The 22,246-nt window shown below is 60.5% G+C and carries 16 protein-coding genes and 5 pseudogenes; 10 read left to right on the top strand and 11 right to left on the bottom strand.

What is annotated here, in order from left to right; translation table 11 throughout:
- Window positions 1-135: 135 nt before the first annotated feature.
- On the bottom strand, window positions 136-1,032 hold the full coding sequence (locus GSQ92_RS11615) for a winged helix-turn-helix domain-containing protein (RefSeq protein ID WP_159013477.1): 897 nt from the start codon (window positions 1,030-1,032) through the stop codon (window positions 136-138).
- A gap of 1,529 nt (window positions 1,033-2,561) precedes the next feature.
- Here GSQ92_RS11615 and GSQ92_RS11620 point away from each other — a divergent pair.
- The 6 genes and pseudogenes from GSQ92_RS11620 to GSQ92_RS29810 all read left to right on the top strand — a co-directional run.
- Window positions 2,562-2,951, top strand: coding sequence for a hypothetical protein (locus GSQ92_RS11620; RefSeq protein WP_159013478.1), 390 nt, complete (start codon window positions 2,562-2,564; stop codon window positions 2,949-2,951).
- A gap of 552 nt (window positions 2,952-3,503) precedes the next feature.
- A pseudogene (locus GSQ92_RS31695) lies at window positions 3,504-4,226 on the top strand (acyl-CoA dehydrogenase family protein); the annotation flags it as partial.
- Window positions 4,227-4,512: 286 nt separating this feature from the next.
- Complete coding sequence (locus GSQ92_RS31700; protein WP_371418025.1) at window positions 4,513-5,253, top strand: acyl-CoA dehydrogenase C-terminal domain-containing protein; 741 nt, start codon at window positions 4,513-4,515, stop codon at window positions 5,251-5,253.
- A gap of 63 nt (window positions 5,254-5,316) precedes the next feature.
- Complete coding sequence (locus GSQ92_RS11630; RefSeq protein ID WP_371418026.1) at window positions 5,317-6,948, top strand: long-chain fatty acid--CoA ligase; 1,632 nt, start codon at window positions 5,317-5,319, stop codon at window positions 6,946-6,948.
- 653 nt (window positions 6,949-7,601) lie between these two features.
- Window positions 7,602-8,534 carry a Ku protein gene (locus tag GSQ92_RS11635; RefSeq protein ID WP_158803566.1) on the top strand — a complete coding sequence of 311 codons (933 nt, stop codon included), beginning with the start codon at window positions 7,602-7,604 and terminating at the stop codon, window positions 8,532-8,534.
- Window positions 8,535-8,879: 345 nt separating this feature from the next.
- Window positions 8,880-9,163, top strand: a pseudogene (locus tag GSQ92_RS29810) (IS21 family transposase); the annotation flags it as partial.
- Window positions 9,164-9,895: 732 nt separating this feature from the next.
- Here the strand turns inward: GSQ92_RS29810 and GSQ92_RS11645 are convergent.
- Together GSQ92_RS11645 and GSQ92_RS11650 are read right to left on the bottom strand one after the other, a co-directional pair.
- On the bottom strand, window positions 9,896-10,111 hold the full coding sequence (locus GSQ92_RS11645; RefSeq protein WP_158803568.1) for a hypothetical protein: 216 nt from the start codon (window positions 10,109-10,111) through the stop codon (window positions 9,896-9,898).
- 58 nt (window positions 10,112-10,169) lie between these two features.
- Entirely contained in the window at window positions 10,170-10,778 is a 609-nt protein-coding gene (locus tag GSQ92_RS11650) for a hypothetical protein (protein WP_158803569.1), read from the bottom strand.
- A 528-nt stretch (window positions 10,779-11,306) separates the two neighbouring features.
- On the opposite strand from GSQ92_RS11650, the pseudogene GSQ92_RS11655 reads away from it, so the two are divergent.
- Window positions 11,307-11,492 (top strand): annotated as a pseudogene (locus GSQ92_RS11655) (transposase zinc-binding domain-containing protein); the annotation flags it as partial.
- Here GSQ92_RS11655 and GSQ92_RS11660 read toward each other — a convergent pair.
- The 6 genes from GSQ92_RS11660 to GSQ92_RS11685 all read right to left on the bottom strand — a co-directional run bounded on the left by GSQ92_RS11660 (window position 11,486) and on the right by GSQ92_RS11685 (window position 15,513).
- The gene (locus GSQ92_RS11660; protein WP_159013479.1) at window positions 11,486-11,791 is read right to left on the bottom strand and encodes a site-specific integrase; all 306 of its coding nucleotides are present in this window, start codon (window positions 11,789-11,791) and stop codon (window positions 11,486-11,488) included. The pseudogene GSQ92_RS11655 and the gene GSQ92_RS11660 overlap by 7 nt on opposite strands.
- Window positions 11,792-12,105: 314 nt before the next feature.
- Window positions 12,106-12,738, bottom strand: a complete 633-nt coding sequence (locus GSQ92_RS11665) for a class I SAM-dependent methyltransferase (protein ID WP_158803571.1) — start codon at window positions 12,736-12,738, stop codon at window positions 12,106-12,108.
- A 107-nt stretch (window positions 12,739-12,845) separates the two neighbouring features.
- Window positions 12,846-13,259 carry a nuclear transport factor 2 family protein gene (locus tag GSQ92_RS11670; RefSeq protein WP_158803572.1) on the bottom strand — a complete coding sequence of 138 codons (414 nt, stop codon included), beginning with the start codon at window positions 13,257-13,259 and terminating at the stop codon, window positions 12,846-12,848.
- 81 nt (window positions 13,260-13,340) lie between these two features.
- Complete coding sequence (locus GSQ92_RS11675) at window positions 13,341-13,943, bottom strand: NADPH-dependent F420 reductase (RefSeq protein WP_158803573.1); 603 nt, start codon at window positions 13,941-13,943, stop codon at window positions 13,341-13,343.
- A 31-nt stretch (window positions 13,944-13,974) separates the two neighbouring features.
- Complete coding sequence (locus tag GSQ92_RS11680) at window positions 13,975-14,727, bottom strand: SDR family NAD(P)-dependent oxidoreductase (protein ID WP_158803574.1); 753 nt, start codon at window positions 14,725-14,727, stop codon at window positions 13,975-13,977.
- A 51-nt stretch (window positions 14,728-14,778) separates the two neighbouring features.
- The gene (locus GSQ92_RS11685) at window positions 14,779-15,513 is read right to left on the bottom strand and encodes an SDR family NAD(P)-dependent oxidoreductase (protein ID WP_158803575.1); all 735 of its coding nucleotides are present in this window, start codon (window positions 15,511-15,513) and stop codon (window positions 14,779-14,781) included.
- A gap of 226 nt (window positions 15,514-15,739) precedes the next feature.
- Between GSQ92_RS11685 and GSQ92_RS11690 the strand changes: the two genes are divergently transcribed.
- On the top strand, window positions 15,740-16,636 hold the full coding sequence (locus GSQ92_RS11690) for a LysR family transcriptional regulator (protein ID WP_158803722.1): 897 nt from the start codon (window positions 15,740-15,742) through the stop codon (window positions 16,634-16,636).
- Between the two features lie 836 nt (window positions 16,637-17,472).
- On the opposite strand, the gene GSQ92_RS11695 is transcribed toward GSQ92_RS11690, so the two are convergent.
- Window positions 17,473-17,733 carry a hypothetical protein gene (locus GSQ92_RS11695; protein ID WP_159013480.1) on the bottom strand — a complete coding sequence of 87 codons (261 nt, stop codon included), beginning with the start codon at window positions 17,731-17,733 and terminating at the stop codon, window positions 17,473-17,475.
- 601 nt (window positions 17,734-18,334) lie between these two features.
- Between GSQ92_RS11695 and GSQ92_RS11700 the strand changes: the two are divergent.
- Window positions 18,335-19,345 (top strand): annotated as a pseudogene (locus GSQ92_RS11700) (SDR family oxidoreductase); the annotation flags it as partial.
- A 702-nt stretch (window positions 19,346-20,047) separates the two neighbouring features.
- Here GSQ92_RS11700 and GSQ92_RS11705 read toward each other — a convergent pair.
- Window positions 20,048-21,469 (bottom strand): hypothetical protein, encoded by a 1,422-nt coding sequence (locus GSQ92_RS11705; protein WP_159013481.1) that lies wholly within the window; start codon window positions 21,467-21,469, stop codon window positions 20,048-20,050.
- A 336-nt stretch (window positions 21,470-21,805) separates the two neighbouring features.
- On the opposite strand from GSQ92_RS11705, the pseudogene GSQ92_RS11710 reads away from it, so the two are divergent.
- Window positions 21,806-22,074 (top strand): annotated as a pseudogene (locus GSQ92_RS11710) (HU family DNA-binding protein).
- Window positions 22,075-22,246: the final 172 nt, after the last annotated feature.

Consider the following 22,246-nt stretch of genomic DNA (forward strand, 5'->3'; position numbering starts at 1 on the left):
TCTCGCTTCGCCAGTGCGAACGCGCGATCAAGGACTTCCGGCGGCCATGCGAGCGCCCGGCTAAACTCGCGTTGCAGGATCATCGCCAATAGGCTGTGAGGAAGCCCATATTCAGGGTCGAGCTCAATCGCCTGCTCAAGGGAGCTTTTCGCCTCGGCCCGTGCCAACGGTTGGTCCCATACCAGCCAGTTGGCCCGCATCGTAAGGTCGTAAAGCGGCCGGACTGGACGGTGGCCTACGACGCAAATGTTCTGCCTTGCTCACATACACCCGGCCGACCAGGGTTCCCGCAATTGTTCGAACCAGTTCGTCCTGCAGGGCGAAGAGATCTCGCGTCGGACGATCGTACCGTTCGGCCCAGACGTGATTGCCTGTCTGGGCATCGATCAACTGAGCCGTGATCCTGACGCGCTCTCCGAGCCGGCGGACACTGCCCTCTACCAGGTAACGCACGCCAAGCTCGCGCCCCACCGCCTGGATGTCGACGCGATGACCCTTGAAGCTGAAGGTGGCGTTGCTCGAGGCAACCGCCAGCGATTGCCAGCGTGATAGATCAGTTATGACGTCCTCGGTGATCCCATCTGAGAAATACTCTTGCTCTCGATCCGAAGACATGTTGACGAATGGCAACACGGCGATGGAGACCCTGACGCGCCCGCCGAGGTTTCCGCCGTCAGAGGCGCTCGCTGCACCCGCCTCGGTCGAGCCATCGCCGCACCCGGGCCGCCCAGGCTCCCCCCAAGCTCGCTGCTGGGCGGCGGCGGGTAGCACCAGCCAGTAGCCGCGTTTCGGCGCGGTTTTTAACACCAGGCGGTCGGTATCCTGGAATGCACGGCGGATTTCGTGCACGCACTGCACAAGGTTGTCATCGGTTACGATGCGGCCGGCCCACAACGCATCCATAAGTTCGTCCTTGGTGACGAGCCGGCTGGCATGCTCAGCCAAGTAGCGCAGGACAGCGAACGCTTGTGGCCGCAGGGCGACTGAATGCCCCGAAGTAGTATTCAACGTCTCGCTGCGCGAAATCGGCAATCACATCATTGACGGCAAGCTTCCGACCCTGAACGTCCATCGGGCCCTCCGAAATAACGGGCCTCGGCACCCCGAGACCCCTTATAGCACATTCCGACGGGGTTGCCGCCTCAGCCTGCACCGTGCTGCGTCGCGAAATCATGCAAAAATTCGGCGGCCGATCGGATCGCCTTCGTTACGCAGGAACCGGAGCGACCTATGATGTGTAATCTGATTCGGCGCTTCGACCGTAACCACGTCCCGCTCGTTCCGGGCCATGGATGTCGCGTTGGGCAAGGCGAAGATGTCCGACAATGACATACTGACGTACGGAGGGTATTTCCCATCTATTTGACTCGAGGAGATCGAACTAACCCACCTACTGTTCGAACCGTCGAAGGAGCGGACTTTAATCAAGTGCACTCTGGTGAGTATCACGTTTTGTCTTTCGTTGGTCGCGGGACGCGCGGCAGCGCAGACTCCGTCTTTCCTGTGCACTCCGGAACAAACAGTGGGGTTTCTTTACCAACTTCACTCCGAACACTGGGTTCCGCAGACAATCCTCCAAGACCATCAGTATGTGGTGCGCCCATTTGACTTCTCTGGAAAGGACAACAGTCTTTGAGCCTTTGTCGAAGGAGATTCATTTAAGCCAACATTTGGAGTCTTTGATAAAGCAGAGGATAATTTGTTGTCACTGTGTAGGATGACGCACTCCGGCGTCACCCCAGAATGCATCCCCTATTTAGACGACGTTACCTTTAATCTAAAATGATCGATTTCAGATTTACTCCGCCGGAGAGTATTTGACATCGGGTTGGCATTTCTCCCCTGAGCCGCCGATGCTCGCAATTGGCCGTCGCCAGCCTTACGACGACACAGCGAGGTTCGAGAAACCACCGGCGCAAATCTTGAAACGGGGGAACCGTCCCGACGCCTCGAGCTTGGGCTCGACTGGCGAACAGTCCGCGATCTCTGCACTCGCCAGATTCAGAGGACTGGCCTCAACCAATGCGAACTTGTAGGCGTCCAGTGAGCTCACGAACCGTGCACGGCACGCCGTGATGTCCGAGGAGAGCGTTCTCCCACGGCCGATCGGGTGTTGCCGGTCCTCCTAATGTATGATGAGCTTTAGAGCTCAGCGAAGCATGCAGAAGGACGCCGGCGAATGATTGGGAGGCCATCCGACATTTGGTGGCCGTGCATCTCGGCCTCCTTGTTGAGCGATGGCATGACGCTACTCGCTTTGTCGAAGACCCGGGACTCGACAGCTTCAAACTGCTAACCCGCCCATGAGGTTTGAGTTCGACTGGACCATCGATTTTGAACAGACGCCACATCTGCCGCCCTCGGACGGTTGATTGACGCTGTGGAAGCGCGGCGACCTTGGCGAGCGAGCGAAGTGGTTCCTTCTCACCAAGGCAGCGGCAAGGCCCTGAAGGCGCCCGGGGGCGGCCAAGTCCCACTTTCCCGCTTTCCGTGCGTTATACAACCCAGAGTAGTTAGATTGCGACTGCGCCGACAAGGTTGGCGTCCCAGTAGAGCCACGGTTGCAGAAAAACATTGACATCAACCGGCGCGGCGTAAGCATGGTTCTCTTGAAAAGCGAGTTGATACCGACCGCTTCAGCAGCGCGCCGGGCTTTTCTTTCCGACTATCATGCCGTTGGGCGGGCCCACAATGTGATCGACGCTGTTGTTCACTCGGAGGAAGAAGACTCGAATTTCGGGGCGTTTCGTTTCGAGACGCTGCCTGTTCCTGGGGATCGCATCAAGGTTGGCGACATCCGCGGAACCCCGGGGGTCCTCGTTGTCCTCTATGTCGAACACCATCCCGTAATGCTGCCAGTACCGGCTGCGGCCAATCAGGACCCGAGCGTCGCCATCTGTGCGCGTTTCATTCAAGATTTGTCGGAGGACGAATTCGAGGCAGAGAATTAGCTGTCAGCCGCTTTCGGGAGGGAGCGATGGACGACGGAAAGGAACCCATTTGGCTCCGCATGACAATTGCCGCAGTGTTCTGCTTCGCAGTGGTCTCCGTCGCCATCTTGGGAGCTGCTGTCGTGCACGCTTTCCTGTCGCCTTGAGTGTCCGCAACGAGACCGTTTAAGACCCTCGAAGCTCCCAAACACCGAGAACCAATGCCCCAATCACTTGAGCCTCTTCGAGTCAATAGCAGTCATATTGCTTCGCAGCTCACGCTCGCGACGCAGTTCTCGATCCGCCGTCGACCATCCGTCGATTTGGCCTGTTCAGCAAGCTGCATCGGACGAAGCCGTCTAATAACAAGTCGACCTTCCTCGGTGATCTCACGCAGGATCTCGGTTGCTGGCTCAAGCCGCGATACCCGCGGCGCGACTATTGGGCAAGACGGACCAACGTCTTGCCCCCACGAGGTGTCTCTGAGACGGATCATCATCTCGTGGAGCGTCCAGACTAATTAACCGGCCGAGAGAGCTGACGATGCCTGCCTATTCTGCTCCCGTCACCGACATGCTCTACGTGCTGGGCGAGTTGCTCAGTGTCGAGAGCGTGCTGTCCGAGCTACCCGGTCATGCCGACGCATCTCTGCCGCTTATGGGAGAGGTGCTGCGGGAGGCTGCCCGGTTTTGCTCGGAGATAGTCTTCCCGCTCAACCGGCTTGGTGATCAGGAAGGCTGTACGCTGGACAACGGCGTAGTGCGCACGCCGAAAGGTTTCCCCGAGGCTTATGCCGCCTTCGTTGCCAGTGGGTGGGCCGGATTGTCGCATGACGCAAACCACGGTGGCCAAGGACTGCCGCGAGCGCTGCAAGTACTCTTCGACGAGATGCTCTCATCGGCGAATTTCTCTTTTGGGCTTGTCACGAGCCTAACCTGTGCCGCGGTGAAGGCAATTTCTGCCCACGCCGGCGCAGATCTACAGGCCGTCTATCTGCCTCGTATGGTCAGCGGTGAATGGACCGGAGCCATGGCGCTTACGGAAGCCCACGCCGGCACTGACCTTGGCCTGCTCCGCAGCAAGGCCGAGGCGGCGGCGGATGGCAGCTACCGTGTGACTGGCACCAAAATGTTCATTACCGCGGCCGATCACGACATGGCGGAGAACATTATCCACCTCGTGCTGGCACGTCTGCCGGATGCACCACCGGGCATCAAGGGAATCAGCCTATTCCTGGTCCCGAAATACCTTCCAGGTAAGGATGCACCGGTTGGGCTGCGCAATAGCGTGACCACCGGTTCTCTCGAGCACAAGATGGGCATCAAGGCCTCGCCAACCTGCGTGATGAACTACGACGGCGCGACTGGCTGGCTGGTTGGCCAACCACATCGTGGACTGCAGGCCATGTTCACGATGATGAACGCGGAACGGCTATTCGTCGGCATCCAGGGCCTGGGGATTGCGGAGGCGGCGTATCAGGGCGCCAGCGCGTATGCCCGCGAGCGCCTGCAGGGCCGTGCGCCCGGAGTGGCAGACGGACCAACCACCCGCTTCCATCCTAGTCCACCCCGACGTACGCCGCATGTTGCTGACGATCAGGGCCTTTACAGAAGGCGGCAGGGCGCTAGCCGTGTGGCTGGCGTTGGAGATGGACAAGGCTGCGCTGCATCCCGACACATCGGTGCGTTCGGCGGCGGATGGACTGGCGGCGTTGCTCACGCCCGTGATCAAGGCAGCCTTCACCGACATGGGATTCGAGAGCGCGGTGCTGGGCCAGCAAGTACTGGGCGGCCATGGCTACATATGCGAATGGGGTATGGAGCAGCTCGTCCGTGACGCTCGTATCGCGCAAATCTATGAGGGCACCAATGGCGTACAGGCGCTGGACCTGGTCGGCCGGAAGCTCGTCCTGGAGGATGGCGCGCTGCCAGGCCACTTCTTCGCCCTGGTGCGAGCGACTATCACCGACGGAGCCGGCATACCCGGCGCTACCGAGTTCACGCTCCCGCTCGCCGCGGCGCTGGACCGGCTAGAAGCGGCAACCGTAAGGCTTGTCAACCGCATGCGGCGAGATCCAGCGGAAGCCGGCGCCGCATCGGTGGATTACCTCCGCTTCATGGCGCTGGTGGCGCTCGGCTGGATGTGGACGCGCATGGCGCTCTTCGCCTTGACCCGCGGTGCGGCAATGGAAGACCATCATCGCAGCAAGCTCAGCGTAGCCCGATTCTTCATGGCACGGCTCCTACCGCAGACCCTCGCACTGGATGCGTCGGTAGCCGCGGGGGCAGCGTCGCTTATGGCTATGACCCAGGACGAGTTCTAAATCCGGCGTGTCAAACGACCCAAATAATCAGAAGGAAATGGGAATCCGATGCGAGCCATGATGATGGATGTCCCGCTCTCGGTCTCGTCGATCCTCCTTCACGCAGCGCAGTATCATGGGCAGGCGGAGGTAGTTTCACGCAGCTTGGATGGCACGATCCACCGGACAACCTACGCCGATCTCGGCCGGCGTTGCGCCCGTTTGGCGAACGCCTTGTCACGTCTGGGCATCAAAGCCGGTGAACGGGTCGGCACGCTCGCCTGGAACGGCTACCGGCACCTGGAAGTCTACTATGGCGCCGCCAGCGCCGGCCTGGTCTGCCACACGATCAATCCGCGGCTGTTCCCCGACCAGATCGAATTCATCGTGAATCATGCCAGCGACCGGGTCCTGTTCACCGACCTGGATTTCCTGCCGTTAATCGCGCTTGTCGCAACCCGCCTGACCCAGCTCGAGACGGTCGTCGTCATGACGGATGCCTTGCAAATGCCCGCCAAGTCGCTCGGCTCGTTCTCGATGCTTTGCTACGAGGACCTACTGGAGGCAGAGTCCGACAGCTTCAGCTGGCCAGTGCTGGACGAAAACACTGCAGCCGCCTTGTGCTACACCTCCGGAACCACGGGCTACCCTAAAGGCGTGCTCTACAGCCACCGGTCGATCGTGCTGCACGCCATGATGGCCTGCACGCCGGATGCATTCGCATTGTCGGCTCGATCGGTGATCATGCCCGCCGTGCCGATGTTCCACGTCAACGCCTGGGGACTACCCTATGCGGCTGCCATAGTCGGAGCCAAGCTGGTTCTGCCAGGGTCAAAGCTCGACGGTGCGAGCCTTCACGGACTGATTTCGGCAGAGCGCGTCACGTTCACCGCAGGCGTCCCGACCGTTTGGATGGCTCTGCTGGATTGGGTCATGAAAAATGGGCTCAGTCTTGAGCCGCTCGAACGAGTAGCCATTGGCGGGTCGACCTGTCCTCCGGTCATGCACGAGCGTTTTCGCAACCTTGGTGTAACGCCGTTGCATGTTTGGGGAATGACTGAGACCAGCCCGGTTGGTTTGACCAATACACCGAAAGCCGGCATGCCGCCCAAGGCGCCGGAGGAGGAAGCCCGCTTTGCGGCCAAGCAGGGCCGCCCAGTGTTTCCCATGCAGTTCCGCGTCATGGACGCCACAGGTGCCGAGATTGCCTGTAACGGAACCGCCTTTGGCGATATGCAGGTTCGCGGGCCATGGGTGGCATCCAGCTATTATGGCGACGAGCCCAATTCCTCCCACGCCGGACCGGGCTGGTTATCGACCGGAGACGTGGTGACCATGGATGCGGACGGATACTTTCAGGTGGTCGATCGCAGCAAAGATGTCATCAAATCCGGTGGCGAGTGGATCAGCTCAATCGAACTTGAGAATATTGCCCTGTCTCACCCGGCTGTGCAGGAGGCGGCCTGCGTTGCCCGTCCGGATGCGCACTGGGGTGAGCGTCCGTTACTGGTCGTCGTCGCAAGGCCGGACGCCGCGACGACAGAAGAGGAAATTCTGTCGCATTTTTCCGGGCGGGTACCACGATGGCGTATCCCGGATAGTGTTGTTTTCGCGCCGGAGCTACCTCACACGGCTACGGGAAAGCTGCTGAAGACCAAGATACGCGAGCTCTACTGCATGGCACCGAAAAGCCGCGAGTTTGGGATGCTTCGCTGAAGGTCATTTTCGATTCCAGAGTTGTGGGGGAATCTCGTCGTTGGTGGAATGAGGAGCTCATTTGCTATGGCCAAGCCTAAAATCTCGATCGACTACTCCAGCAGGGGCCCTCACGCGAGCCGCACAGACACTTGAGCCCCTTTTGATTGTTCAAGAGGGCCGTCGCCACGCATTTCAACAATGCGACAGCGGTTCAAGTTCGCGAATAACTAGCCTTGCGTCGATGAATATGCCCCGCCGCGGGCTGGAGCAACACGATCCTTAGATGGTCCCAGCGCCAGTCGCGGCGGGGCACACAATATCGGAGACCCATCCATGCGTTTCAGGGTCTATGCTGACCCTGCCCTATACTTCGTGTTACGCGAACTGGAGAGGAGGATGCGGCTGGCCCGGAAATTGTGAATAGAGTCTTATTCTTCCCTTATCGGCGTTTTGTGAAGCTGAGAAAGTTTCTCTGCTCTGAGCAAGCTGCTGCACCTCACGAAGTTGTGTAGTGACATCGCGAGATCGACCGTCTCGTCGCATCTGCGGATTCGCAAGATGATGCGACCATCTTCTGTGATCCTGGATGAGCGCGGCCGTAAATACACTCTTACCTGGCAGCGCTCACCACCGCATCCTTAGGGCACTAGAAACTTTCCGGTGGCTTGACTATGGCATCACGACCCATCTGGCGCGGGCATCTGCGCCTCGCGCTCGTTTCCTGTCCCGTCGCCCTCTATAACGCGAGGCACGACCGGGCTGCGATCCGCTTCAATATGATCAACCCCGACACCGGCAACCGCATCAAAACCGTCACGCAGGATAGCGTGACCGGCGAGCCGCTGGAACGCGGCAAGACCGTCAAGGGATACGAGTTCGACAAGAACAGGTATCTCATCCTGAGCGACGAAGATTTTGAGAGCGTGAAAGTCGAAAGCTCCTCCATCATGTCGGTGGAGAAGTTCGTTGATGCAGGGTCTATCGATCCAATGTATTATGACGCCAGCTACTTCCTGGCGCCCGACGGCAAGGCCGGTGAGGACGTTTACGCGGTTCTCCGTGAAGCGATTGCGAAGACCGGCAAAACAGCGCTGACGCGCGTCGTCATCTCTCAGAGGGAGCGGACAATCGCCTTGCGCCCGATAGGCATAGGCTTGATGGCCCACACACTTTACGAAGACCGCGATCTCAACAGCTCGGATGACCTCTTCGAAAAGGCCGCGCAGCTCAAGACCGATCCTGAGATGGTCGATCTTGCCACGCAGCTGATCCAGCGGCAGTCCGGCAAATACGATCCCGCCGATCTCGAAGACCATTACGAGATCCGGCTCCGGGCCCTGATAGACGCGAAATTGGCGGGTGGCGGACTGGTAACGGAGCCGGAAAGGCCCATTGAACGCGGAAATGTCATTGACCTTGTGGCGGCGCTCAAGAGAAGCCTCGCGCAGGCGAACACCGTGGACGAACAGCCGAAACCAACGAAGGTGCGTAAAGAGCCGGATCGTCGTCAGACGGGTCTCAAGCTGCCGATAACGGGTGGCAAGAGTAAGGCGGCCGAGCCCGAAGCCCAGCCGGTCCCGAGCAGGACGAAACGGAAAGCGTAGCCGTTCATCACCACAACGGTTCGGTCCGTTTCTGCTCTCGAAACGAGGGGGCTTGAGTGCAGGCTAATCCGTTTCGTTCTTTGCCGACGGCACTTCGGCGGCACCGACGTAGACCCAGCCGCCGGTCGTCACGTCATCGGCGTGAATGCCGACGGCTTGGTAGAAGAGCCAGTGGTCCATTGGGGACATCGGTCCCGGCTTTTTTATCTGACCTGGCCCAGGAGGTTGATCGATGGCCGACGACATCAGTCGCGTATGACGTGAGGTTTCCGTCAGACGAAGTGAGAATGCGACCCCCTGACGAATTGGAGAACTGACCTCCTCGAGATTTAGAAGGAAGAACAGATGGAGAGTGGGGTTCCAGAATTTCCTGCATTGGCGAGGACAATGCAGGGAGAGGAGATGCTTCAGCCTGAAGAGGGCACGGCGATGATGCAGCTCCATGGGCTTGGGTGGGGAGCCAAACGATTGTCGAGCGAGTTTGGCTGCGCACGGAGTACGGTGCGGCGTTACCTTCGGGCTGCGGCATTATCACGTTCCATAAGCCTGAGCGGCGATCGGCATTCGATGGGCAAGGCGACTGGCTGCGTGAACGCTTTTTCCGGCACGATGGCAATGCCGATGTGATTACTATCCTGGGAGACAGCTATCGCCTTCGCGAGAAGCGCAGATCCGGCCTTCTGCAGAAGGCGGGATCTGCGCTCGATACCGCCGAAATCAGTGCACAATGAGTGGGGGTCAATTCTTCAGTTCGCCCCGGGGTTAGTTCTCTGATTCGTTTGACAACATGCGCAACTGGAAGCCTCGGCATGGCGCACCGAGCCCGGGTGACGAAGCCGTCGTGCTGACGCCCGAGGAGTTGGCAGCGATAGAGGGAGCACGTAAGCAACGCAGAAGACGCGAACCGACGCGCCGGCGCGGCCTCCAAGGCGCGTCTGAGGGCGAAGCGCGAGGTGGAGGAGGACGCCGCGACTGATCCTCGGGGATTGCCGTAAGAGCCCGTCATTCACCCGCCCCTCCCCAGCGACGCGGCGGCCCGCGCACCGTGTTTCCCGTGCGCCGAATCTGAACCTCGACCGAAGAATCGCCGACTATCCTATCCACAAAATCGACGATCTGCTGCCCTGGCAATGGAAATCATAGACCTGGGGCAGATTTGCTCAAACACCCCATCCCGCGGCCGTTGGCTGACGCTTACTTCACGGCCTCCATCATCGGCATATCACCGCGCTACTGCATGAGAAGCTTAATCGACGCCACGGTGCTCCGCTTAAAGACCGGGCATTGCGCGCCTCGATGAAGCATTCGGGCCAATCCGAGAGGAGGTGCACGAGGCTGAATTCGGGCGGGTGCACCGGCCGCTATTCGCAAGCAGCGCGATGTCCCTGGAGGATGACGTAGTTCGCTCCCTGGATGGCGCGCACGACCTCCGCGGCGAGATGGGCCGCAGCGATCCTGTCAGCCGGATGCACCGACCGCCGGCCCATGCTTTCGAGCCTTGTCTGAACGAGCCGGGTGAGTTCCGCGTCATCAACTGGCTGAAGGTCCGAGGGGATGAGCCTGACCTGGTCGTTCATGGATCGCCCTCCCCCATCGCGAAATAACAAAGCGCGAACAAGACGGCGAGCGGGGGATTCAATCCGGCGCGCAGTAGGTTACCGCGGCAGCCGGCTGCTGGTTGATCGCCAGCTCAACCTCATCGCCGTGAGTCCAGGTCATGTCCCGAACCGACCCGAAGTCGCTGTCCTTCTGTGGCTTCCCCAGCTTCGCGATAAGGTTCTCAGTCAGCGGCCGCACATCGTCGCCCGTTGCATTGTACAGAACGCACTTCAGGCGGTGGGTCTCGGTGTCGAACATGAAGCCCATCTGATACGCCAGGGGGCCTTCGCGGTAATGGCCCTTGACGCTCAGCTCCCAGTGTAATTCGTCATAGCGTGTTCGCTCGTTCGGCGGCAGGACGTGTGCGGCGCCCCCCGACGCTGCTACGACCTCCTCGGGCGTCATGCCCCAATGAGTGAACGCCCAATTCGCCCGTGCCGACGTAGCGATGCCGCAGACTGCGAATGCGAGGATGGCCGGCAGCAACCTGACGCGTCGGGGCATCACTACTTTTTGGGCTGGCATACGTGTCTCCACTGAGGCCGCCACCGATTCTGATGAATGATCGCCCGATTGCTGATCAGGCGCAAATAGCAGCTGCCAGAATCTTCCCCAGGACTCGCGCATCTGGTGGCGCATCGCCATGTTGATCGCCGTGACCTAGTTGCTGGTGAAGGGGGTGCCGCCGATGCTTGGGCGATCCTCCCAGCCTAAACCTCGCTGATAGTCGAGAAACCTAACTCCAAAATGTTTGCGCGGGCTGTTTCCGGTAAGGGCCAACTTCGGGCCGGCGAAGTCTTCCGAGCGCCTTTCAGACAAGCATAAGGGGGCGCACTCGCTAAGAGACCCGTTGCGGTCTGGGGCAAACCAGGCTCATCGATCGGAAGGCGAACTCGGCCACGAGAACCGGTGTTTGGATCGCGCAAGGCGGAATAAAAAATCACGGCGACTGAGCTCCAATCTGCTCGACTGGCTGATGTGACTCTGGCCAAGCCTGCCAAGGTATGTACCTCGGTTGATACCTCGGCAGCAGTGAAAAACCTCACATTAGGGTGGCAAAATCTCATGACTGCGGTGGGCAGTCGGCGCATGGCTGAGCAATCAGTCCGTGCCCAGCCTCGAGTTCGATGCCGAGGGGTATGGCTCAGACTGATCGCTGGGCCGGGTAGGAGAATGCCCATTCAAGGCGCGTCGCTTTCCACCGTGCAGCGCCACGCGATGCGAGCGATCGGGCTGTGCCGCACCGCAGCCCTCGGCGGGCATGTCGAGCGCTGCGACGGCTGCGGTCATCAACGCATCGCCTACAACTCTTGTCGCAATCGCAACTGTCCTAAGTGCCAGTCACACGACCGTCAGGCCAACAAAGACAGTGAAGCAGGTTGAATAGGACCTGGAACCGACGGTCCAGTCGCGCTTGAGGGTGGTTTGTAGAGGAACCGCAGCGCCGTGACCGCGACGGCCATCGAACTGGGCGATAGGTGCGGCTCCTGGGTCAGATAGAGTTGAAAGGCTCGGATCTTGGCAGGCCCGAGGAGTTCTGGCGATTTGTGGAAGTATTGTGCGAATATGGCGACGTATTGGACGTAGGCACGTTGCGTATGTCGCGAGAAGCCGCGAAGCTCCATGTCCTCGGTCATGCGTTGGCGAAGCGGGGTCATCGATTGCTCCTATGCAGGTGTGGCGTGCCACGGTCCTGCAAACGGGGCAGTCAGATGAACAACGAACGATTACCGGCCTCGCGGAAGACTACGCCGGATTGCTCAACCTATCGCGCGCGACCACGCGACTCCCGCGCAGCGGGTTAGTCCAACAGAGCTTCTCGCGTGTTAATATGTTGTTTACGTGCCCTGCGGCAATCTTCTCCAAGCTGGTCGGCTCGACCTTTCGCTACACGGCCGACACCAGCTCGTGGTCGAAGATGCGGCCGTAGAAAGCCGAACTCCTGAAATCGCTTGGGAGTGCCCGAGACCTGTCAGGGCTTCACGAACCGATAGGCGAGGCGATCGGTCTCGCCCTTGATCCCGGGTTCAAAAACCTTGATCGAGTGCGAATCATCCTTGTTCACGAGCAAGGTGCTTTGTGCATCCAGCACGAAGCCGGCCGCCTCCACCTCATCGCGGACGGCCGCAGGGTCGATCCGATGCAGAGACTGGGTGTCGCTCGTGCCTGAGCCTGCGGCGGCGGCATGGTCTACGATGACATAGTACCCGCCGGGCTTCAGCAGCTTGTAGACAGCTCGATTGAAGTCGGCCGCCGTCGCGCCTCTGGCCTGGATCAGCGCGGTGTGGAGATCGTGGTAGAAGAGGTGCAGCCAAAGGACGTCCGCCGGCTGTGTGACCTCCGGCATCGCCACGATGTCCGCTGAGACAACCACGACGTTCTCTCGGCCCGGCTCCTTCGCAAGCGTCCGCATGCTGCCGACCGGATCGTTCTTGAAATGGGCGACTTCGGCCGGCACGAAGCTGTAGACCCAACCTCCGAGCCCCACGATGTCGGAGAAGAGGCGGGTCCAGTTGCCGTCGCCCGGGTAAACGTCAATGACAGTGGAGCCCGCATCGACGCGCGAGAACCGGATCAACTCAGATTGTTTGGATTGGTCGTACATCAAGATCTCCATTACAAGTCGGCATTTGAAGAAGGCGCAGCGTGCGGGGGCGCGATCCGCGGCTCATTCACCGTCGACCCTGAGTCGATGGCCGCAGATGGCCAGCGCTACGCCGGCCCGGACGCATCTACCTCGGCCGCCCGCGCCAATGCCTGGGTGTCGACATATTCCCGAATGCTCGTCAGTCTGCCGTCCCGGACCGTGATGGCGAAGATCCAGTCGTCCTCGAACGTCTTGTTCGTGGCTTTGATCTTTCCCCTCGCGAAGCCGATGACCAGGACCCGGTCTCCTTGCGCTACGAACTCCCGGGGTTCCGTGGACGTTTCTATCGACTTGGACGCTGTCCCAAGCAAATTCGCCAGCCCTGCGTGCCCGCGATACGTTCCGGCCAGCGGCCAGGCCTCGCCCGGAATGATCCACTCGATGTCTTCGGCGACCAGCGCCAGCAGCGCCTCCCTGTCGCCACGGCCGAGTGCGGCGAAGAAGTCCTTCACGGTCTGGATGTTCTTCTCAATGCTCATGGGAATGCCTCCACTTCGTTTGGATCGGATCGCGCTCGATTCGATCCCTGCATCGTGGCCCTGCCGGTGCGCACGTCGTCTTCATCCGTCGACTTTGACCAGGTCCTTAAAGATCAGCCGACCCCAACTATTTCCGCGCGCCTGCACAAGCAGTCCGCCTTCCGAAAGCCCGCCAAGTTCGATCGGCGCGAAACCGAGATTTTCCGCAAGCGCACCAATCTCCGCCGCGGCAGCGTTATCGTCGCTCGCCAGGAACACGACTCTCCTGCCCCCATGTGCGGCCGGATCTTGGTCGAGGACGGCCGCGGCCAGATGATTGAATCCCTTGACCAGTCTTGCGCCAGTAAAGGCCTGCGCGATGAACTTGGAAGAAGGCTGTCCTCCCAGTTCCTCGGGCGGCACGCCGTAGGCATTGGTTACGTCGATGATTGTCTTCCCCTGCCAGGTGGGGAGCGCCTTCGCGACATCCGGGTGCGCCTCGAAACGGACAGCCAAAAAGATGATGTCCGCCTTGACCGCTTCCGCCAGTGTTTGGGGAATGACCGTGGGTCCGATCGCGGCCGCATCGGACGCGAAGCTTTCCGGGTCGCGTGTGGTTGCGACGGACACTTCGATGCCGTTGCGGGCAAACGCCTTGGCAAGAGCGCGACCGATCTTACCAAAGCCGATAATCGCGTAGCTCATAATGCCTCTCCGATCTTGTGTTAGCGCCGGATCAGACCTGCGCCATGCCTCCATCGACGGCCAGATCCACGCCGGTGATGTAAGAGCTTTCATCGGAGGCAAGGAACGTGACGGCAGCCGCGATTTCCTCTGGCCTGCCCCGTCGACCCATTGGGACCTGTGACGCAAACTGGGCGGCCGCTTGCTCGGCTTGCTCAGGGGTAAGGCCCGTCGTTGTCTCCAAGGCAGGGGTCTCGGTTGGACCGGGGCTCATCGCATTCACGCGGATTTTGCGATCTTTCAGCTCCAGTGTCCAAGCGCGCGCAAAGCTACGGACAGCCGCCTTACTCGCGGCGTAGGCACTGAATCCTGGCAGGCCCAACACATTCGACACCGAAGAGTTCAGGATAATCGAACCGCCGTCCTTGAAGAGGGGAAGGGCCTTCTGCACCGTAAAGAACAGACCCTTCACGTTCACATCGAAGGTCTGATCAAAATGGGCCTCAGTAGCTACCGCGAGCGGTCCGATTGTGCCCGCGCCCGCGTTCGCGAAGAGAATGTCGATGTGGCCGTGCTTCTCTTTCACGACGGCATAAAGGCGGTCCAAATCTTCCAAGCGCGACACGTCGCCCACGACCGTCGTAACGTTTCTCTCGGTGAAAGTTGCGGCTTCCTTCAGCTCCTTCTCTCGTCGACCCGTGATCACGACGTGCGCACCTTCGCCCACGAAACGTTTGGCTGTGGCCAACCCAATCCCGCTGCTTCCGCCCGTGATGACTGCGATCTTGCCTTCGAGTGTTTTCATAATACTGTTCCCCTGGTGCTACGTGGGCCCGGCATGGGAACCGCGCCGGGGTCAGAGTTGCGCCAGGCCGCCGTCAACGGCGACCTCGCTGGCGGTCATGAAGCTGCTGTCCGATGATGCGAGAAAGGCGGCCACGGCCCCGATTTCCGCCGGATCGGCCATGCGCTGGAGCGGCGTCATCGCGGCGTAGGCCTTCTGGCCCTCCTCGCCGAGCGCCGCCTTCGCGAGTTCGGTCGCCGTCGCCCCGGGGGACAGCACGTTCACCCGAATGCCAGTGCCCTTTAGGTCCTCCGCCCAGGTGCGCGCGAGGTTGCGCACAGCCGCCTTGCTCGCGCTGTAGGCGGTCATTCCGGGGGCGCCGGTGGTGCCGGCGCTCGAACCGGTCAAGATGATCGAACCGCCCTTGCCCATCAGCGGCAGCGCCTTCTGGACCGTGAAGATCGTGCCCTTCACATTGGTGTCGAAGGTTTCGTCAATGTGCTCGGCGGTGATCTCGCCAAGCTTGGCCACGCTTCCCGCCCCGGCGTTCGCGAAGACGATGTCGAGGGTCCCGCGCTCGGCCTTGACCGCGGTGTAAAGCCGGTCGAGGTCGGCCAGATCGGACACCGAGCCCATTACGGCACGGGCATTGGGTCCGAGTTCTGCGACGGCGGCGTCGAGCGCTTCTTGTCGACGGCCGAAGATGAAGACGAAAGCGCCCTCCTCGATGAAGCGCTTTGCTGCGGCGAGGCCGATGCCGGTGGCTCCGCCCGTGATGACAGCGGTTTTTCCACTCAATCGGGTCATGTCGTGCATCCTTCGTTTCGCTATCTCGGGTTTTCGACGGAGGGGTGATGTCTCCCGAGGGCCTCAACATAGCTTGCCGGAAGCTGGCGATGAGTGCGGAATCGCGCACATCGGTGGTGCGAAATCGATCCGGCGGGATGGTTGAACGGCGCGGCAATTGCGCGCGCTGCGGCTCGATGTGGTAGAACGGGCTCGGAGGGCGCAGCTGGCGGCGCGAGAATGCACCATGATCGACTGGGATGACGTTCGCTACTTTCTTGCCGCGGCGCGCGGAGGCTCAGTGCGGGCTGCCGCCGGGCGCCTGGGTGTCAACCACTCGACCGTGCTGCGACGCATCGCCCAGCTCGAGGAACGCCTTGGGGCGCAGATGTTCGAAAAGCTACCTTCAGGATACCGCCTGACGGCTGCGGGCGAGGAGGTCCTTGAGCTCGCCATCCAGATGGAAGCGTCGTCGCACCAGCTGGAGACGCGCGTCTTCGGGCGCGACCAGAGCGTGCGCGGGCTTCTGCGGGTGACGCTAACGCCGCCCCTTGCGACACACCTGCTGATGCCGGACTTCGCCGATTTCGCGCGTCTGCATCCGGACATCGAAATGGAAATCTTGTCGTCAGGTGAGCTGGCAAATCTGACCAACCGAGAGGCCGATGTCGCGATCCGCGTCGTTTACGACCGCAAAACCCTGCCGCTCAATCTTCACGGCCTGAAGGGACCGGAGCTGCTCGGCGGCGTCTACATGTCTCGCGATCGACTCGCCGCGTGGCGGGCAAGCGCACCGGATTCCATCCGGTGGATCGTCATCAGCATGCATGGAATTCCGGACTGGGCCAGCGAGGGCGAGGTTCGCACCACAGGGGTCCCATTCAGGACCACGGATGCTGAGGCACAAATCGCTGCAGTAAGGCAAGGGCTCGGGATGACGACACTGCCGTGCTTCATTGGCGATGCCGATCCCCTACTGGTGAGGGTGCCGGGCACCGATCTGCACATGTACGGAACGGTTTGGCTTCTCACACAGGGGGAGACACGCAAGACGAAGCGCGTGCGACTCTTCACGGAGTTCGTGTCCAGCAGGCTCGCCGCCTACGCGCCGCTTCTCGCGGGGCTGTCAATACCGCGCGACTGACGCTCGGAAGGTATCTGTCGACGCTTGCAGCGGACAAGTGTCTGCAAGCGGACATCCCTAGCGTATACCTTGTCCGTAGCGCGGCCCGCCTTCCGCGGTCCGGACTTCAGGGGGAGCTGTTGCGCCAGACATCGTCGCACCCCTTCCTTCCCTCCTTCCCTCCATCAAGGTAACGATCGACATCACCTTTGACGTCGATGCTCCAGATCTCAGCCCGCTGAGTGTTTGCATCGTCGATCTTGATCCGAACTGTAGCGAGGCAAGGCTCGTCTTCACGTATGGTCCTCGGCCGACCGCGCCGTCCACGCTTTTCGCTGACCTCGCGGTCGGCGAGGATTTGACGATCTATCGTTCAACCTTGTTTCGGGCATTGGATAGCCGCGTGTCCGCCCACGCAGCATTGCTGGAGGCGGTCGATCCCAATGACCTGCTCAATCGAAAGTCGTTTGAGCCGAAAACGCATTGCGCTAGTCAGAGGGAGCTTCAACAACGCACAGCGAGGCCTCGACGACGACACACATCGCGAGCGAGACGTTCGGGCAAGTCGTGGAGGTGCTCTTTCAATCGGCTCTCACCGATCCCGTCGATCCCGCGAAGCGGACGACGGCCGAGCAGCTCAAAGGCGGCTGGTGAGCAAATTCCGGGCGGCCTGCATCCAGGCTTCTACGCCAAACTCACTTCGCTCCTGCCGACGTTCGACTTGTTCGGCTACCCCGGCCACTGATCCCACCCTTATTTAGCGCCGCCAACTGGACTGAGCGCTGAAGCGTCACCTCAAGATGCTCCCTGCGTCGAAACTGTAGTTCGCATTTCACGTCGCGATAATCGCGTGCCATTCAGACGCGACGGACATAGTCATATCGGTGATTGAGCCACTCCGTGCCGGTGCCGTCCGCCATCGTGAAATACTGCTCGTTTGTGTCGTGATCGGGGCCTTGCGTAGCGAGTTCCTGCCGCATCCGTAGAAACTGGCCGGTCGATATTGTGCCGCCGACGACGGCTATGGGTGCGAAGCTTAATGCGATCCGGTCGAGGTTGCCGGTCCAGGCTCCAGGCCGGCATAAAGCCGACCGGATCCCTTCTGTCGAAGGACACATAGTCCCAGCGGCCATCTAGTCGGTTGTAGCAGAGCAGGTCGGTTCGTTTGACGGCCGAGTGGGTAGTATCCCCCGGCAGACGGATGAACTCCTGAATCAACGTGCCGATCATCACACGTTCGCCGACCAAGCCAGTGCTTATAACTGGAGCGGCATGAGGAGCGGGCCAAACTGTTTCCGTGACATCCCAAATGCCTGCGCGCAGGCTGAGGAAGCGCGCTTCCGGTCCTGGCTCATTGAGTGGCTCGCTCATCGCCGTTCCGGCAGCTGGGGCGGTTTGACTTGAACTTTGCGCTAGGCGCTGTCACGAAACCGCAACTTCAGCTCGCGATTTGCTCGTCTTACTCAATCCGCGAGATCGGAGAGTCGGAGACCCTAACGTCTTTCCGAGGTGGCGAGGGCGTTACCGGATCACCAGCCAAATGTCGGGATGGCAACGCGTTAAGGCGCGAAGGTGAAGAGGCACACCAGGCGGGGCCACCCGCTCACACGTTCTCTTGGCAACTCCAGGTTTTCCTCGAAACTCGAACGCCAGGCTCCATATCGCAGCGGGAGCATGCAAGTCCGCGGATACCGCTGCTCCATTTCGGGAGGCTGCCTCATGGCAATTAGCGACGAAAAGGCGATTTCGCGGCGCAACGTGGTCGGTGGAGCTGGCATCGGACTGGCTGCTGTCGCGGCGGCGGTGCGGCCGGCTCTCGGCCAACAGACATCGTCACCGCCCTCGCCGTCGCGGCCGTTGCAAGACCCGACCCACAAATACCCACGACCGCCTTTTAAGAAGCAGTTGCAAGCCTGGCCGGGTTTGGTCAGCAAAATGGAGCCCCGCCCTAACCATGGCGAGCAGAGCTATCGGGGATCAGGTCGGCTCGCTGGACGCAAGGCGCTCATTACCGGAGGTGATTCCGGGATGGGCCGCGCTGCTGCTGTTGCCTACGCGCGCGAAGGTGTTGATGTGGCAATAAATTACCTTCCTGCCGAAGAACCCGATGCCCGCGAAGTCATCGCGCTCATCAAGGCAGAAGGTCGGGTCGCGGTTGCAATTCCCGGAGATATTCGCGACGAGGCCTTCTGCCAGAAGCTTGTCACGGATGCAGTCGCCGGGCTCGGCGGTTTGGATATCTTGGTGAGCAATGCCGGCCGTCAGCAGGCACACAACTCCATCTTGGACATTTCGACCGAGCAGTTCGACTGGACGATTAAGACAAACATCTACGCGCCATTCTGGATTATCAAGGCGGCGCTGCATCACATGCCGCCCGGCTCTGCCATTATCGCGACGACGTCGGAACAAGCGTACGATCCCACGCCCGATCTTTACGACTACGCGCAGACAAAGGCGGCGACGATGAATTTTGTTAAATCTCTAGCCAAGCAGCTTGGCCCGAAGGGTATTCGTGTAAACGGCGTGGCACCCGGGCCCATTTGGACGGCGCTTCAGGTGACGGGCGGTGCGTCACAGGAGAAGCTCGAAAAGTTCGGAAGCATGACGCCACTTGGTCGTCCCGGTCAGCCAGCGGAGCTGGGCTCGATCTATGTCCAGTTGGCGGCCGCGGATGCCAGTTTTGCGACCGGACAAGTCTATGGCGCGGCGGGAGGCAGCGGTCAGCCGTACGACGCCCCCGTCTCAAGCTTGGCACCTCAACCGAATCGCGCGATCGCACCAGACGACCGCAGCCGCGATCCCAATCGCAGCCTTACGGCTGCCGCCCCTGACGATCCTCAACTGCGTCACATGGCGGTCGTGGGCGACACCTACATCCTCATATCGGAGCGCAGACTGCGAGGCGCTTTTGGCTGATCGACATGCTGGTGCCCGACGGCAGCGGGCCGCCGCCGCACCGTCATAATTTTGAGGAGATATCCACGCTGCTGGGCAACGAGCTGGAGTTCGCCTTCCGAGGGGAGACGCAAACTTACGAGCACCCTCGGCCATCAACATTCCGGCGAGTGCCCCACACGTGTTCAAGAACATCTTCGGTGAGACGGCTCATGGCTGTGCCTGTGGGCACCCGCCGGACAGGACGCTTTTCTTCGGCTAATGGCATCCCGGTCGAGAACCCCGCGTCGCCGCCGCTGCATTCACGAGCATCGCTCGGTTGCGAGCGGGGACAAGTAATCAAAACGCGAAAAACCCCTTCCCGCGTGTTGAGGGAGGGACGGCTGGTGTCTGCTGCACAGTAAGCCTATGTGGACTGACCGCGCCTCAGGTCACAACTCAACGGCCTCGCGGCTGGCTGCTTCGGGGGTGGTGTGCTCGGCGACGCGGCGAGCCGCATCTTGCGCCAGAGTCCACTCCTCATCTTCGTTCCGTTCAGGCTGGTGGAAACAGGATGTCCTGTTCACGGCGGAGTGCCACGAGGCGGTCATTCGCGGGACCGAGCACTACATCGTCATAGGTGAGGTATTCTCCTTTCGAGACGGCTCGTTTCATTGTGGCATCTCGCGCCAGGGCGAAGGGAAGAAAATTGCCTTCACTCACAATGCGCGCCTTTTCCACACGCCCCGCGACGCAAAGGCCTCCAATCTCGTCGATGACCTCACCTTGGAGGAGGTCCTTTTTCGTCAGCGCCATGACGTCGGCGTAGCGCTTGCCGCTTGTCAGCGGTGCGATGGTCACCTGCCGATCGACGACTGCCATGGCAATTGAGATCGGCGCCTGGATCGCCACGTAATGATAAGGCGTGTAGAAGATGCCGACCGTCGACTTTCCCTTCGGCGAAGTGAGTAGTTGGACGCCTGCTGCGCTACCGAGGGGACTCCTATCGTCCACCAGGTTGCCGAGGCCGGACATAGAATTCATAAACACCCGCTGCAGTTCATTCCGAATTCGCACTACGACGAAGCACCAGACAGGCTGGACGTGGGCACCTTCCGCCGGGACGATACGTTCGACCACACCGGTGCGACTTAGGATGCCGCCATTTTCGCGGCTGTCGAGGAGCTGGGGAACACGCTGCGCGAACTCGTTAAAGGTGACTGCCGGTCCATGCATTCCGCGGATATCGGGCTCGAGCCCGGTCGCGTTTGCGATCATGCAGCATTCTTCGTTCGTCTTAGAGCCGTCGACGAACGAGGCGAAGAGGGCTGCATTGCGCTGCACGGCGCCCGCGCTCACGTTTTTGAGATAGGCGCCCACATTTTCCTTATTCCATTTGACGTCGCCGCCGCCGTAGTCATGCCGTCCAGCCGCGAGAATTTCGAAGCCAAGCGCATCAGCTTCATCATACAGCGCCTTCACCACGCCCGGTTCATCGCCGTGGATGCCAGTATAGACGACACCCGCATCGTCCGCTTTCTTCTTGAGGATGTTCCCGACTAGCACATCACCTTCAACGTTGAAGGTGACAAGGTGCTTCTTGGCCGCGATCGTGGCCAGCGCGACATCGGCGAAGAATGTCGGATTGCCGGTTGCCTCCACGACGCAATCAATCTGTGGCAGACTCCAGGCGATTTCCGCCTTCGTCGTAATCACCTTGTGACCGGCAGCCAGCGCCGCATCCGCTTCTTCAACCGATACGCAGCGTGTGATCTGGTTCTCCATGAAGCCGGCGGCGCCCAGCACTTCGGCGGCACGGCCAAGATCAACATCTACTACGACCTCAGCCTGCATCCCCCGTGCCATGGTGAGCTGATCAACAAGAGCGCCGCCCATGGCGCCGGTGCCGATGACCGCGACCTGGATGGGGCCGTGTGTCTCACTGTGCTTTCGGATGCGGTCGTTTATCCCGAACATTCTATTCCTCGCTCCATCTATGCCGGTTGAGCTTGTCACGCGCCGGCAATGGCCTGATTTTCTGAATCTTCTCTCATAAGGGCAAACACTGGCACATCTAAGTAGGATCGTCGACACGCCGAACCTGTTAAGCTTGCTCTCATTGGTCGGCGCGTGAAGTGGTCGCCCCTCTACTAAGGTGGGTATCGGCCGGCTCGTTTCCCCGTCCGCATTGGAAGTCCACGCGCCCACGCCTGGTGGGCGGCACATACCGTATAACGCAGACCGGCGTCGAATTTGACGTTGCATGGCGTGACACCCCGCTCGGGTGCTCGACGCATTAACGCGCCCGAGCGCGTGTCAAAAGGCTTCATTGCCTCCGTTCTGCAGGACTCTGCTGAGTTGACTGGTGTCGCGGCGAATCGAGCGGCAGTGACCTCATAGATGCCATCGTCAAAGAGCTGAAAACCTCCGGCGGCTTCACCTTACCCAGCTTCGGCACCTTTCGTGTCGCCAAGACAAAGGCCCGCAAGGAGCTCAACCCACGCACAGGTGAGCCGGTCAAGGTAAAGGCGGGCAAAACCGTGAGGTTCAAAGTCTCGCCGTTGCTCAAGAAGTTGGTCTAAGGTCCCACATCGCCGAGGCGACGCCGTCAACCTTTCACAGGATCACTCGCGCTTTCGCAATATCTAGAAGCACTCTCCTCGACATGGCCAGCCTTGCCGACGGCTTCCCGAAAGCGGCCGAGGGCGCAGCGCGGCACGTCGCGAATCAGGAAGACAGCGCCATCGGGAATAG

This window comes from Acidisoma sp. S159 (assembly GCF_009766125.1).
In the GTDB taxonomy this organism is placed as follows: domain Bacteria; phylum Pseudomonadota; class Alphaproteobacteria; order Acetobacterales; family Acetobacteraceae; genus Acidisoma.

Coding starts and splice junctions, on each gene's coding strand:
- GSQ92_RS11690 (WP_158803722.1), top strand. CDS start 15,740: ATGATCGACTGGGATGACGTTCGCTACTTTCTTGCCGCGGCGCGCGGA.
- GSQ92_RS11665 (WP_158803571.1), bottom strand. CDS start 12,738: ATGTACGACCAATCCAAACAATCTGAGTTGATCCGGTTCTCGCGCGTC.
- GSQ92_RS11695 (WP_159013480.1), bottom strand. CDS start 17,733: ATGTGTCCTTCGACAGAAGGGATCCGGTCGGCTTTATGCCGGCCTGGA.
- GSQ92_RS11645 (WP_158803568.1), bottom strand. CDS start 10,111: ATGAACGACCAGGTCAGGCTCATCCCCTCGGACCTTCAGCCAGTTGAT.
- GSQ92_RS11630 (WP_371418026.1), top strand. CDS start 5,317: ATGGATGTCCCGCTCTCGGTCTCGTCGATCCTCCTTCACGCAGCGCAG.
- GSQ92_RS11675 (WP_158803573.1), bottom strand. CDS start 13,943: ATGAGCTACGCGATTATCGGCTTTGGTAAGATCGGTCGCGCTCTTGCC.
- GSQ92_RS31700 (WP_371418025.1), top strand. CDS start 4,513: ATGTTGCTGACGATCAGGGCCTTTACAGAAGGCGGCAGGGCGCTAGCC.
- GSQ92_RS11650 (WP_158803569.1), bottom strand. CDS start 10,778: ATGGCGATGCGCCACCAGATGCGCGAGTCCTGGGGAAGATTCTGGCAG.
- GSQ92_RS11680 (WP_158803574.1), bottom strand. CDS start 14,727: ATGAAAACACTCGAAGGCAAGATCGCAGTCATCACGGGCGGAAGCAGC.
- GSQ92_RS11635 (WP_158803566.1), top strand. CDS start 7,602: ATGGCATCACGACCCATCTGGCGCGGGCATCTGCGCCTCGCGCTCGTT.
- GSQ92_RS11685 (WP_158803575.1), bottom strand. CDS start 15,513: ATGACCCGATTGAGTGGAAAAACCGCTGTCATCACGGGCGGAGCCACC.
- GSQ92_RS11705 (WP_159013481.1), bottom strand. CDS start 21,469: ATGTTCGGGATAAACGACCGCATCCGAAAGCACAGTGAGACACACGGC.
- GSQ92_RS11670 (WP_158803572.1), bottom strand. CDS start 13,259: ATGAGCATTGAGAAGAACATCCAGACCGTGAAGGACTTCTTCGCCGCA.
- GSQ92_RS11660 (WP_159013479.1), bottom strand. CDS start 11,791: ATGACCCCGCTTCGCCAACGCATGACCGAGGACATGGAGCTTCGCGGC.